This window comes from Phytoamicus setariae, assembly GCF_016722925.1.
GTDB lineage: Bacteria > Pseudomonadota > Alphaproteobacteria > Rhizobiales > Rhizobiaceae > Rhizobium_E > Rhizobium_E setariae.
In genome coordinates, this window is sequence record NZ_JAEQNC010000002.1 from 132,697 (window position 1) to 144,826 (window position 12,130).

Annotated in this window: 14 protein-coding genes; 8 read left to right on the plus strand and 6 right to left on the minus strand. The window is 61.3% G+C overall.

From position 1 onward, the window contains the following. Positions 1–79: 79 nt before the first annotated feature. A complete protein-coding gene (locus JJB09_RS03340) occupies positions 80–1,180 on the plus strand; it encodes a helix-turn-helix transcriptional regulator (protein WP_201653089.1) in 1,101 nt (366 codons plus the stop codon). Positions 1,181–1,189: 9 nt separating this feature from the next. Here JJB09_RS03340 and JJB09_RS03345 read toward each other — a convergent pair whose 3' ends face one another. Beyond that, entirely contained in the window at positions 1,190–3,352 is a 2,163-nt protein-coding gene (locus JJB09_RS03345; protein ID WP_201653092.1) for a transglycosylase domain-containing protein, read from the minus strand. Positions 3,353–3,422: 70 nt separating this feature from the next. Between JJB09_RS03345 and JJB09_RS03350 the strand changes: the two genes are divergently transcribed. Both JJB09_RS03350 and JJB09_RS03355 read left to right on the plus strand, forming a co-directional pair. Next, the gene (locus JJB09_RS03350; RefSeq protein ID WP_246748563.1) at positions 3,423–3,890 is read left to right on the plus strand and encodes a YcgN family cysteine cluster protein; all 468 of its coding nucleotides are present in this window, start codon (positions 3,423–3,425) and stop codon (positions 3,888–3,890) included. Between the two features lie 140 nt (positions 3,891–4,030). Continuing rightward, positions 4,031–4,651, plus strand: coding sequence for a LysE family translocator (locus tag JJB09_RS03355; protein WP_201653096.1), 621 nt, complete (start codon positions 4,031–4,033; stop codon positions 4,649–4,651). 26 nt (positions 4,652–4,677) lie between these two features. On the opposite strand, the gene JJB09_RS03360 is transcribed toward JJB09_RS03355, so the two are convergent. Continuing rightward, on the minus strand, positions 4,678–4,983 hold the full coding sequence (locus JJB09_RS03360) for an MmcQ/YjbR family DNA-binding protein (protein ID WP_201653099.1): 306 nt from the start codon (positions 4,981–4,983) through the stop codon (positions 4,678–4,680). Positions 4,984–5,082: 99 nt separating this feature from the next. Continuing rightward, positions 5,083–5,490, minus strand: coding sequence for a hypothetical protein (locus JJB09_RS03365; protein WP_201653102.1), 408 nt, complete (start codon positions 5,488–5,490; stop codon positions 5,083–5,085). A 274-nt stretch (positions 5,491–5,764) separates the two neighbouring features. Here JJB09_RS03365 and JJB09_RS03370 point away from each other — a divergent pair, with 274 nt between their 5' ends. Together JJB09_RS03370 and JJB09_RS03375 are read left to right on the plus strand one after the other, a co-directional pair. Continuing rightward, positions 5,765–6,349 (plus strand): hypothetical protein, encoded by a 585-nt coding sequence (locus tag JJB09_RS03370; RefSeq protein WP_201653105.1) that lies wholly within the window; start codon positions 5,765–5,767, stop codon positions 6,347–6,349. 67 nt (positions 6,350–6,416) lie between these two features. Beyond that, positions 6,417–7,793 carry a DNA-packaging protein gene (locus tag JJB09_RS03375; RefSeq protein ID WP_201653108.1) on the plus strand — a complete coding sequence of 459 codons (1,377 nt, stop codon included), beginning with the start codon at positions 6,417–6,419 and terminating at the stop codon, positions 7,791–7,793. An 8-nt stretch (positions 7,794–7,801) separates the two neighbouring features. Here JJB09_RS03375 and JJB09_RS03380 read toward each other — a convergent pair whose 3' ends face one another. Further along, positions 7,802–8,143 carry a hypothetical protein gene (locus JJB09_RS03380; RefSeq protein WP_201653111.1) on the minus strand — a complete coding sequence of 114 codons (342 nt, stop codon included), beginning with the start codon at positions 8,141–8,143 and terminating at the stop codon, positions 7,802–7,804. Positions 8,144–8,246: 103 nt separating this feature from the next. Between JJB09_RS03380 and JJB09_RS03385 the strand changes: the two genes are divergently transcribed. Together JJB09_RS03385 and JJB09_RS03390 are read left to right on the plus strand one after the other, a co-directional pair. Beyond that, the gene (locus JJB09_RS03385; protein WP_201653114.1) at positions 8,247–8,891 is read left to right on the plus strand and encodes a hypothetical protein; all 645 of its coding nucleotides are present in this window, start codon (positions 8,247–8,249) and stop codon (positions 8,889–8,891) included. 33 nt (positions 8,892–8,924) lie between these two features. Continuing rightward, positions 8,925–9,242, plus strand: a complete 318-nt coding sequence (locus tag JJB09_RS03390; protein ID WP_201653117.1) for a Dabb family protein — start codon at positions 8,925–8,927, stop codon at positions 9,240–9,242. Positions 9,243–9,247: 5 nt separating this feature from the next. On the opposite strand, the gene JJB09_RS03395 is transcribed toward JJB09_RS03390, so the two are convergent. Further along, the gene (locus JJB09_RS03395; RefSeq protein WP_201653120.1) at positions 9,248–9,529 is read right to left on the minus strand and encodes a DUF1883 domain-containing protein; all 282 of its coding nucleotides are present in this window, start codon (positions 9,527–9,529) and stop codon (positions 9,248–9,250) included. A 131-nt stretch (positions 9,530–9,660) separates the two neighbouring features. Here JJB09_RS03395 and JJB09_RS03400 point away from each other — a divergent pair, with 131 nt between their 5' ends. Continuing rightward, a complete protein-coding gene (locus JJB09_RS03400) occupies positions 9,661–10,827 on the plus strand; it encodes a phage portal protein (protein ID WP_201653123.1) in 1,167 nt (388 codons plus the stop codon). A gap of 47 nt (positions 10,828–10,874) precedes the next feature. Here JJB09_RS03400 and JJB09_RS03405 read toward each other — a convergent pair whose 3' ends face one another. After that, on the minus strand, positions 10,875–11,852 hold the full coding sequence (locus JJB09_RS03405; protein WP_201653126.1) for an isopenicillin N synthase family dioxygenase: 978 nt from the start codon (positions 11,850–11,852) through the stop codon (positions 10,875–10,877). Positions 11,853–12,130 lie beyond the last annotated feature (278 nt).

The window sequence follows — 12,130 nt, forward strand, 5'->3', positions numbered from 1 at the left end:
GCATAAGGTCTCATTGACTTCGCACAGCCGGTTGGCGATAGGGATAATTTTAAATTAACAATCGCGAATATAAGGAATCATGCCCAGCTCGCCGTCTGTAATCGATCGTATCTATGAAGCCGCTATCATTCCCGAGTTATGGGAGGGTACGTGTGGCGTGCTGGCCGGAGAGGTAAAGGCATTCTCCGCCGCAATCTTCACGGTTTCGCCCGACCAGTCTTACCGATGGATATCGACCGCAAACGCGCGCGCGCTTTTCGAGGAATTTTCTGCCAGCGAACTCCGGTTTCAGAACGTTCGGCCGATGCGCACCCTGGCAATGGCGCCGGGCATATTCACACGCGACACAGATATCATGACGGCCGAGGAACTGGAGAACGATCCCGTATTTCGCGCCTTCATCTATCCAAACGGGCTGAAATGGACCGCCGGATGCGCGATCCAGGAACCCTCCGGTCATGCGCTGATATTCGATATCACCAAGACAGACACATCGGATCCGTTCTCGGACAGAGATATGGCTCGTCTCAATCGTCTGAAACCTGATCTCGCGCGCGCTGCCTTGATGTCTTCTCGCCTTTCGTTTCAGCATGCTCAGACGGTCACGTCGGCGCTGTCGCTTGTCGGCCTGCCGGCGGTTGTGATCGGCGACAGCGGGCAAGCTGTGGCGATGAACGCGGAAATGGAGGCAATGGCACCGCAGATTTCCACCGGTGCCGCCGACAAACTGCTGATTGCGAGACCTGCGGCATTGGCGATGATGGAGGAAGCGCTGGCTCGTCTGAAATCGGGCAACGCGCCGTCGGTTCAGTCCATTCCAATCGCCGCCGAAGAGGGGAGACCAGCGACGATCCTGCACGTCCTGCCGGTCCGCCGCATGGCGCGTGACGTCTTTTCGCGCAGCCTGGCTGTAATAATCGCCACCACGGTCGGGGAGGTCGGTCCGCCCGATATGCGGGTTCTTAGCGGCCTGTTCGATCTGACCCCCGGCGAAGCGCGACTGGCGCGTGAGATCGCTTCTGGTGCGACGCTGGAGACGGCTGCCATCACGTTGAAACTTTCGATCCACACCGTGCGTTCCTATCTCAAGCAGGTCATGGCCAAGACCGGCACGCGCCGTCAGGCGGAACTGACGGCCCTGCTGTCCGGCCTGGGGCCGCGCGGTCCGATGTCGATGTGAGGCGGCGTTCTATCCCGCCTCTGCGACTTTGTCCGGGCGCTTGAGCGGTGTCGCAGTCCGCAGTTTCTCGCTGATAGTGCGGATCAGCCGTGTGGATGCAGCCGTCAGCGTGCGCGGCCGTATGAACTTCGGCAGGTCGGTTTCAGCGGCGCTCTCAGCCTTTTTCTTGGCTTCTGCCTCCGCCACTTTCGGATCGATGTCCTTCGGCAGCGGGTTTTCGATGCCGGGAATGGGTCTCAGTTCGATTCCCTGGTGGGCGTAGTCCATCAACAGCTTGAACGTCATGGCCGGCAGCGAGCCGCCGGTCATCTTCTCGGTCGATGTGTAGTCGTCATTGCCGAACCAGACCGCCGTCGTGTAGTTGCCGGTGAAGCCCACAAACCAGGCATCGCGATAGCCTTGCGTGGTTCCGGTCTTGCCGGCAGTCACGATGCCGCCGTCGAGTGCGGCCCGCCTGGCCGTGCCGATATAGGGAATCTGGCTGAGCATCTGGTTCATGTAGTCGGCTGCCTGCTTCGTCAGCACGCGCTTCGCCGGCGCTGCGTCCTTGGCGAAGTCGTAGAGCACCCTGCCATCGTAGTTCATGATCTGGGTGATGCCGTGGCGTCGCGCCGTCATGCCCTCGGCGGGAAACACCGCATAGCCGGTCGCCTGGTCCATGACGGTCATTTCGGATGTGCCGAGCGGGATGGTCTTGTCAGTGCGGATGGGGGTTTCGACGCCCATGTCCTTGGCGACTTTCGAGATCGCCTCGGTGCCGATCAGGTCCTTGGCGAGCTTGACCGGGATGGAGTTGATCGATCTGGCGATCGCCGTCAGGATCGTGATCCGCCCCGAATAGGAGCGAGCGTAGTTCTGTGGTGACCAGCCGCGCCAGGTGACCGGGCTGTCGACGACGATGGAGTTGGGCGTCAAGCCTTTCTCCATCGCCAGTGCATAGGTGTAGACCTTGAAGGACGAGCCCGGCTGGCGCAGCGCCTTGGTGGCGCGATTGAACTGGGTTTCACCATAGTCGCGCCCGCCGACCATGGCGCGCACGGCGCCGCCGTTTTCGATCATGACCAGCGCACCCTGTTTCACATGGTAGGATTCGCCATACTGCCTGAGGCCGGTTTCGACGGCCTGTTCGGCAACGTGCTGCAGTCCCATGTCGATCGTGGTGCGCACGACCAGCGAGTGATCCGCATAGGTCTTGGCGATCTTCAGCGTCTCGTCATAGGCCCAGTCGAGGAAGAAATCAGGCGCTTCGCGTGCGTTGCGGTCGACAACGGTGGCCGGGTGACGGCGCGCATCGATCACTTCGCCCTCGGTCATCAGCCCGCCTTGCACCAGATTGGTCAGCACCTCATTGGCGCGGGCGCGTGCCGCGGGAAGGTTGACGTGCGGTGCATATTTCGCCGGCGCCTTGAACAGACCGGCCAGCATGGCGGATTCGGCCAGCGTCAGGTCGGTGATTTCCTTGCCGAAATAGAAGCGTGCCGCCGCCGCCGCTCCGAACGTGCCGCCGCCCATATAGGCGCGGTCGAGATAGAGCGACAGGATCTCCTTCTTGGAGAAGTTGGCTTCCATCCACAACGCCAGGAATGCTTCCTTGATCTTGCGGTCGAAGGACCGCTCGTTGGAAAGAAACAGGTTCTTGGCGAGCTGCTGGGTCAATGTCGAGCCGCCCTGGACCACGCCGCCGGCGCGCGCATTCTCGGTCATGGCGCGCGTCAGGCCGAGAAAGTCGATGCCGAAATGGTCGAAGAAGCGCCGGTCCTCGGTCGCCAGCACGGCCTTGACGAGATGGTCGGGAAGCTCGTCGATCGGCACCGAATCCTCATGGATGATGCCACGATGGCCGACGACATTGCCGTAGCGATCGAGGAAGGTGACGGCGAATTCCTGCTTCTTGCGCCAGTCGCTCTTGGCGATCTCGAAGGCGGGCTTGGCGAGAGCCAGCATGACGACCATGCCCACCGATCCCCATGTCAGCGCTTCGCCCGTCAGTTCGACCGGAATGCGTTTCCAGCCCTTGACCCGGAACTTGCGGAAGAAGATGGTGATGTCTTCCCAGATATCGACGAAGCGGAAGCCGGCATTCCACAGGGTGGAATCGAGCCAGGCGTCCATCCTGAGGAAGAAATGCTTCTTCAGGCGCGGCTTCTTGTCTTTCTGCGGTTCATCACTCATATGGGCACTTCACTCGCGATTTTGGGAATTCGAAGTTCCTAAAACAGGCTCAGACTTCTATAACATTCGAATGAACAACAAAAAAATGGAAAATACGCAGCCTTTCTGGAAAACCAAGACGTTGCGGGAAATGAACGACGCGGAATGGGAAAGCCTCTGCGACGGCTGCGGACGCTGTTGCCTCAACAAGGTGGAGTACGAGGATACCGGCGAGATCGTCTTCACCAATATCCGCTGTCACATGCTCGACCCCGAAAGCTGTCGCTGCTCAGACTATGAAAATCGCCAGACCCATGTGCCGGATTGCATCCGCCTGACCATCGATGAGGTGGAAAACTTGACCTGGCTGCCGCCGACTTGCGGCTATCGGCTGGTGCGCGACGGTCACGATCTTTACTGGTGGCACCCATTGCTGTCCGGCGACCCCGCAACGGTGCATGCCGCCGGCATCTCCGTGCGCGGCCGCACCGTCAATGAAAAGGACGTCGATTTCGAGGATTACGAGGACTACGAGGTCGACTGGCCGACCAAGGGCTGAGGTGGCTCTTTTCTTCGCGTCCATGTCAGTGTCCGGCAAAAAGACAGGCGATCCGGCTGGAGTTCTCCGCAGCTTTGTGTTGAAACTTTTGCAGGTCGGGTAGGTCTGCCCGTTTCCCGCTGCAAGGGGCAATCGAATTCATGCCGGGTCTTCAACTCGCACCGCAACTGCTACCCTTTCTTCTGGCCAGCCTGCTGATCGAGTTGACGCCGGGTCCCAACATGACCTGGCTGGCAATCCTGACGCTGTCGGAAGGCAAGGCGCGCGGGCTCAGGGCCGTCGCCGGCATCTCGCTTGGTCTGGCGCTTCTCGGCATTGCCGGTGCGTTGGGCGTTTCGGAGATCATCAATGCATCACAGCTGATCTACCAGACCCTGCGCTGGGCAGGGATCGCCTTCTTGCTCTATCTCGCATGGGACGGTTGGCGGGGCGAGCGGGACACGTCGAGCGAGGGGACGCAAGATAGCCGGGCTTTCATTCGCGGTCTGATCACCAATCTCCTCAATCCCAAGGCAGCGGTGTTCTATATCGCCGTATTGCCAGCTTTCATCGTCGAAACCAGCCCGCTCGCGCCCCAGACGTGGGTCCTCACCACCGGATACGTGTTGGTGGCAACGCTGGTGCATGCAGCCATCGTGCTGCTGGCCGGCCAGGTGCAGCCATTGTTGGCCGAGCCTCGGCTGGCAATGATCACGCGCCGCGTGCTCTCGCTTGGTCTTGTTGTCGTGGCACTCTGGTTTGCCTGGTCGACGCGGCATTGACGGCTGCGTCAGCGGCCGGCAGCGCTTTACCTGGGCTGAACGTTCTTCCAGGCCATGGTCAGCGCGCTTTCGGCAACATCGTGTGGGCAATCCTTGAGATGAAGATGTGTCCAGCCCCGAGTTCCCCACTTGTTGGGAATGGCGGCAAACAGGGCCCCATAGACTTCGCCCATCAGTGCCTGCTGATCGGGCAGGAAATTCAGAGCGGCCCGGTTCGGCGCGGGGAGGGTGGCGAAGATTCTGGGCGCGCGAAAATCGCGCGTGCCGAAATGAGCGCTTTCGACCGCACCGGGGAGAGAAAGTGCCAGGGCCGCGAATTCGTCGTGGGTCATGCGGGCCGCCTCCATGGAGGCGACGATTCGAGCATGACGATGGACTGACGGCAACAGAAAACGTCGCGGCGAACTGGCCGGCATCTGACGGTTTGTAGGCTACTTCTTGCGGAAGATCACCTTTGAGCCATCTGCCTCGTAGACATGCAGGCTTTCGTCATCCATCCAGTCGATGCGTTTGGCGCCATCGTCCTTGACCGGCTTGCCGTCGCTGTCGAGGCAATTGGTCAGGATGATCTCGTCCTTGTCGTTTGGTTCCCAGCCGCATTTCTGGATCATGAAGCCTTCTGTCAGGTCGATCCGCACCGATTCCTCGGTAAAATCGATCGTTGCCTCGCGCAACATGTCCGCGCCCATTTCGGCGTCCTTCTTGCTCTTGCCGGCTTCGACCAGGCTCGCGATGCTCTCGTCCCTGGAAAATACCCAGCGGCCTGCAGGAAAATCCTCCGCCTGGCCGGCGCCGGGAAGCAGAAGGAGAGTCAGGGTGACGGCAGGCAAAAGTTTCATTGTGTAAATCCATTGGTATGATCGGATGGGCGTGGCCCGATAACCGGCTGATACCAAGAACGCGTAAATTTCTGGTAGCTGTGGGCCTGCACCTGCGCAGGCTGCGCGCCTGGAATCAGGAAAATCTAGATATAGGAAAATAATCCTTGACGGCGTCACGGTGCTTTGTTATGTTTATGTCATGATCCGATAAATTCGGCTGACAAAGCCGGCTGGCGGGGCGGAAATCTCGTCTGGACGTCTATTTGATAGGTTTTAATCAGGAATATATTCCATGTTCAACCCGATCGACTTCGATCCGGCTATGGTCTCGCCATGGCCGGTCATGCCCGTGCATCCACAATTGGACGTTCGAGTGGCCGATGCGCGCGCGGGCGCAGCCGCAAACCGGATCCTGATCGAAACCAAAGCCGCCGCGGAGCCGACGCAGGCAGAGGCGCTGCAGGACCTTCTCAACCAGATGACGGTGGAGATGCGGTTGCAATTCGAGGCCTTCCGCAAGATCCGCATTGATGCTGAAAAACTGCTTGAGGGGCCAGCCGACGATAGCACCGTCAAGATTGCCAAGGCGGATATCAAGTCGGCCAACGATGCCCTCTCGCTCATCGTCCGGACGCTCGAGAAGATCGACAGCCTGCAACGGAGCCTCGCCGATGACCGCGAACGTGCCACTGAGCAGAATTTTGATCAGGCTGCATACGACGAGCTGCTTGCCGGCATCGAGCGAAAGATCGAGGCCAGAGCCCGCGAGCTTGCCTCGGCAATGGCCGGGCAACGCGGTGGCGACGCAGCGGCGGGCAGGGGGCCGCCCGGATCTTGCTCAGGCACCGCAGAGCGCTCGCACACGTCGCCTGGCTGAGGCGCGGCAATCGGCAAAAGCCATGGGGCAAGCAGACGATCTTGCCAATGCATATGTGGATGATCTGATGTCGCATTTGAATGGGCTCAGTCGCCTGCGTGGGGCGACGGAACATCTCGGGGTCTCCCGGGAGCCGTCTCCTTCGATTGCTCCCGGGCATCTCTCCCAAAAAGCCCAAGAGCAACTGAAGACCGTCGCCGTCTGTCAGCTCGACTGTCGCCACCTTGCGCTGGCCCACTATGGCTGGAAGCTGAATGCGCGGCATGAACAAAAACCGCCGGCTGGAGATTGGCGCACCTGGCTGATGCTCGGTGGTCGGGGCTCGGGAAAGACCCGCGCCGGGGCCGAATGGGTGCATGGCATCGCTTCGACCGCATCGGTGCCTGTTCGCTTCGCGCTGGTGGCCGAAACGCTCGCCGATGCCCGCGAGGTGATGATAGACGGCATATCCGGCATCTGGCGCATTGCCAGCCGTTTCCGGCCGCAATTCGAAATCACCCGCCGGCGGCTGGTCTGGCCGAACGGCTCGGTGGCGCAGCTTTTCTCATCGGAAGATCCCGACAGCCTGCGCGGGCCGCAATTCGATTATGCCTGGTGCGACGAGCTGGCGAAATGGAAGCATGCGCAGGAGACCTGGGACATGCTGCAATTCGGCCTCAGGCTCGGCAGCCACCCAAGGCAGATGGTGACGACGACGCCGAGACCCGTTCCACTGATCCGGGCGCTGATCGCCGATTCCGGCACCGTGGTGACCCGGATTTCGACGCGCGCCAATGCCGACAATCTTGCCGCCGGTTTCATCGAGGCGGTCGAAAAGCGCTATGGTGGCACACGCCTGGGGCGACAGGAACTCGATGGCGAGTTGATCGCCGACCGCGAAGATGGCTTGTGGAGCCGCGACATGCTGGAACGGCTGCGGGTGCGCAGTCCCGGACCTATCGGCCGTATCGTCGTGGCGGTGGATCCTCCCGCGGCGGAAAAGGCGTCAGGCTCCTGCTGCGGCATCGTCGTGGCAGGATTGGACGCAACCGGCAAGGGTGTGGTGCTGGCGGATCTCTCGGTTGACAATGCTTCGCCCGCCGAATGGGGCAATGGGGTGGTCCGCGCATTCCGGCGCTTCCAGGCCGATCGTGTCGTGGCGGAGGTCAACCAGGGCGGCGACATGGTGACGGCAATCCTGCGCTCGATCGATGCTGACCTGCCGGCGACCACGGTCAGGGCAACGCGGGGAAAATTCCTGCGCGCCGAACCGGTCGCTGCGCTCTATGAGCAGGGGCGGGTGGCACATGCCGGGACCTTCGCCGCACTGGAAGACCAAATGTGCGATTTCGGCCCCGATGGCCTTTCCGGTGGTGGCTCGCCCGACCGGCTCGATGCGCTCGTCTGGGCGTTGACCGCCTTGATGCTCGCCGGTCATGGCGAGCCTAGGGTGCGGGGCGTGTGAGCGAAGCTCTACCAGTGCCAGTGGCGGCCGCGCTCCGACGCGCGGCTTTCTGCCGACGATCCGAGGAGATAGCCGATGGCAAGGCCAATGAGGCCGGCGCTCAACAGTGCTGAGGTTGCTGCTCCCGGATTTTCGCGTGCGGCCTCGACCACGTTGTGACCCTGCTGCCTGGCACTGGCGACTGCCGTGCCGATGCGGCCGCGCGCGGTGTCAGCCGTATCGCCTGCCTGCTCGGCGGCATCCCGAGCTCGGGAGGACAGGGCTTTGGTCAGTGTCGCGACCTGGGCACGCAACTGCGCCAGCTGCTCGTCGACGGTGTCGCGGATTTCCTGGATTCTGGGGTCTGCCATTGTTCAACTCCTTATGGGAACCAAGGCTAAACGTGGCAGGCGGCGTCAGGTTCCGCCTTTGAACATCTTTTGAGGTTTTTCCCGCAACACAAGGACATCATTGATGAATCGCGCCAAGTTCTACAGCGCCGTGCGCAGCCGCTTGTTCGGCGGCAAGCTTTCGCGGTCGCAAGTCGCAGGTATCGAGGCTATCCTCGACAAGTGGGAAAAGACATACCCGGACGGTGATCTGCGTTGTCTCGCCTATATGCTGGCAACAGCTTTTCATGAAACCGGCCGGACGATGCAGCCGGTGCGCGAAACATTTGCCGACACGGATGAAGATGCGATCCGCAATCTCGACCTCGCCTGGCGCAAGGGCCGGCTGAACCAGGTGCGCGATCCTTATTGGCGCAAGGATGCGGAGGGTAAATCCTGGCTCGGGCGTGGCCTGGTGCAACTGACCCACAAGGCCAATTACGCCAGGCTTTCCGGCGCCGTGGGTATCGATCTCGTGGCCCGTCCCGAACGGGCAATGGAAATGAATGTCGCTATAAAAATCCTGTTTGCCGGCATGCAGGGCGGAATGTTCACCGGCCACCGTCTTTCCGATTTCTTCAATGGATTGCGCGGCGATTGGTCGGGCGCACGGCGGGTCGTCAACGGCACGGACCGGTCCAATCTGATCGGAGGCTACGGGCAGGCATTTCATGCCGCGCTGGTGGCCGCGACCATGAGCGCAGTTGAAGCTGCGCGGCCAGCGTGCTAGGCGCGGGCCGGAATTGTTGACCGAGGTATACAAGTGATCCGCCACATCGTGTTCTTCTCCGCCCGGGACCCCCAGGACATAGAGGCCGTACGCGCTGGACTGTCGTTGTTGACCGCCAGCCCGCATGCCCAAGTGCTGGAGATCGGCACCAATGTGAAGACCGACCAGCTCGGGACCCAGGTCGATCTCGTCGTCTATGGTGAATTCCGCGACGAGGCGGCGCTGGCCGCCTACAAGGCCGATCCGCTCTACCAGAAGTCCATCGACGTTGTGCGGCCGATCCGGGAGATCCGCATGGCTGCCGACTACGATGTCGATCAGGCCGTGCGCGTGCCGCTGACGCAGGCTTAGGCGCCTCAGCCCTTGGCCGGCGTGTTCCTTATATAGCTGATCGCATGCTGGATGGCCGCCTGCCTGCCCGCCAGATCGATGACGACGTTCCAGTGGCCAGTTGCCGGTACAGCCAGCTTTGCCGGGAAATGGGTATAGTGGCCACCAAAATAGGTGTGCTTCTGCCGCTTGCGATAAAGCGCGAAATTGGCATCGTCGAGCAGCAGGATATTGCATTGGTGCGAGCACTGCACGACGACAATATCGCCTTTCGCCAGGTTCTGATGTGAATGAATGAAATCTGCCATCCGGCTCCTCCTTCCCGATGGTTCCGATACATGCGCTGCCTTCCGGCAGGCCCGTTTTCGGGTGCAATTCGATTGTTGCTGTGCCGACAGCGTTAGCTGGTCATGGCACGCCAGATCAAGGGTAGATGACGATGAAATTTCCATTCAGGCTGCCGCGCCGTCAGGCGTCGGCGGATCGATCCCCCGTGTCCGAGGCCAAGGCCTTCGGCGGCTTCGTCGCGTTTTCTGCGGAGAGTCGCACGCCTTGGGCGGAGAAAAGCTATGCCGCCCTTTCCCGCGAGGGCTTTATGCGCAATCCGATCGCCCATCGGGCGATCCGGTTGGTGGCGGAAGCCGCAGCCTCGGTACCGTGGTTACTGGCCGTGGATGGCCGGGAGCAACCCGAGCATGAGGGTCGTGCGCTTCTGGCCAGCCCCAACGGTCGGCAGGGTGGCTCGGAATTCCTCGAGGCGCTGTACGGGCAGTTGCTGATTTCCGGTAACGCCTTCCTGCTGCCGGTCCGTGCCGGCACCCGGCTTGCCGAGATGCACCTGCTTCGCCCCGATCGTGTGCGAATCCTCGAAGGCGGCGACGGTTGGCCGGAAACGTTCGAATACCGGATCGGCGGGCGCGTGCGGCGATATCCGGCGCTTGGCGAGGGATCAGTCCTGCACCTGAAGCTTTTCCATCCGCTCGACGATCATGGCGGCTATCCGCCGCTTTCGGCTGCGGTCACCGCACTCGATCTGTTCAATTCGGCAAGTGCCTGGAATCGGGCGCTGATCGACAATTCAGCTCGCCCTTCCGGTGCGCTCGTCTACCAGCCGAAGGAGGGCGGCAACCTTTCGCCTGACCAGTACGAGCGGTTGAAGGCGGAACTGACCGAGGGCTATTCGGGACCAGCGCGCGCCGGCCGGCCGATGCTGCTCGAAGGCGGGCTCGACTGGAAAACGATGGGACTGTCGCCCCGCGAGATGGATTTCATCGAGGCCAAGAATGGCGCGGCCCGCGACATTGCGCTGGCGCTGGGTGTGCCGCCGATGCTGCTCGGGCTGCCGGGTGATAATACCTACGCCAACTACGCCGAGGCCAACAGGGCGTTCTGGCGGTTGACCATTCTGCCGCTGATCGGCCGTACGGCGACGGCGCTTTCTGCATGGCTTTCAGGGATTTACGGCGAGACTTTGACTCTGTCTCACGACCTCGATCAGGTGCCCGGCCTGTCGCTGGAGCGCGATGCGCTCTGGGCGCGGGTGGGGGCTGCGGCATTTCTCAGCGATGCCGAGAAGAGGGAGGCGGTGGGGTATGGAGTTGCTTGACGGCACCCCCTCTGCCCGGCAGGGCAGAGGGGGTATCTCAGGCGGCCTCACATCACCGTCTTCTTGAACTTGCCCATCAGATACGGCCCTGACAGCACCGGCTCGTATTTCGCCGCCTCGCCTTCGGCCAGGCACGACGGCAGCGTCTCGATAGAGGCGAACCAGTCCGGCTGGTGGAAGAAGGCCAGCGACTGGCGGCGCTTGAGGCCGCCTTCCTCCGGCGAGACGTTGACGACCCTGTGCAGGGTCGACACCCAGCGGTCGTTGGTCCAGCGGGCCATCAGGTCGCCGATATTGATGACGAAGGCGCCGTCGACCGGCGGCACTTCGCGCCAGGCGCCTTCCGGCGTCATGATTTCCAGACCCTTGGAACCGGGTTGCGGAAGCAGGATTGTCAGGCTGCCATAGTCGGTATGGGCGCCGGCGCGCAGCTGGCCTTCCGGCGGCGGAGCGTCGAGCTCGGGATAGTTAAGCGCCCTGAGAGCCGAGATCGGCGCGCCGATATAGGACTGGAAATAGTCCTCCGGCAGTTCCAGTGCCACGGCGAAAACACGCATGATACGGGCGGCGAGATCGGTGACGGAAGAATAGTAGGCCTCCCAGGCAGGACGGAAGCCCTTCGGGTCATCCGGCCAGATCGTTGCTGCGTAACAAAAGGCAAGCGCTTCCTCGTCGGTCAGGCCGGGTGGCATGGTGAGGGGACCGCCATTGAAGCTTTCCTTGAGATCGGGAGGTGAATCGACGCCCTTGGATTTTGCCAGCGCCTCGGCGCCCGGTCCGAGATAGCCATAGGGATAGCCGGGGAAAGGGGCCTTGGACTTGTCCTTGGCGTCATAGGGCAGGTCGAAGAAATCGTGCGCCTGGGTCCAGACGCCATTGATCACTTCATCCGGCATACCGTGGTTCTTGACCGCGAGAAAACCGGATGCGCGGCAGATGAGGTCCACCTCCCGCCCCATCTGCCGCTTTTTTTCTGGATCGGCTGCTTCGAAGGCGGCGAGGTCTATGACGGGAAACGAGGACATGAATAAACTCCCAAATGCGATGTGACGCGGGAATGTGCAGGCTTTGCAATGGCTTGTCCAGCCGGGCTGATTAGCTTTTCCAATGCGCGGCCCCTCGCATGCAATGACGGGGCAGGGCGCGACGGCCAAAAACATTGAAAGTTCAGGTGTTTGCGGAGGAAAAGAGAATCCGCTGGAAAACCGGCTGACTCAACCTCCCACAGCGGTGACTCAATCTTTGAAGAAACCGCGCCAAGCGATTCGAAAGACTCAGCAAATCAATTGATCCTCCCGTAAAT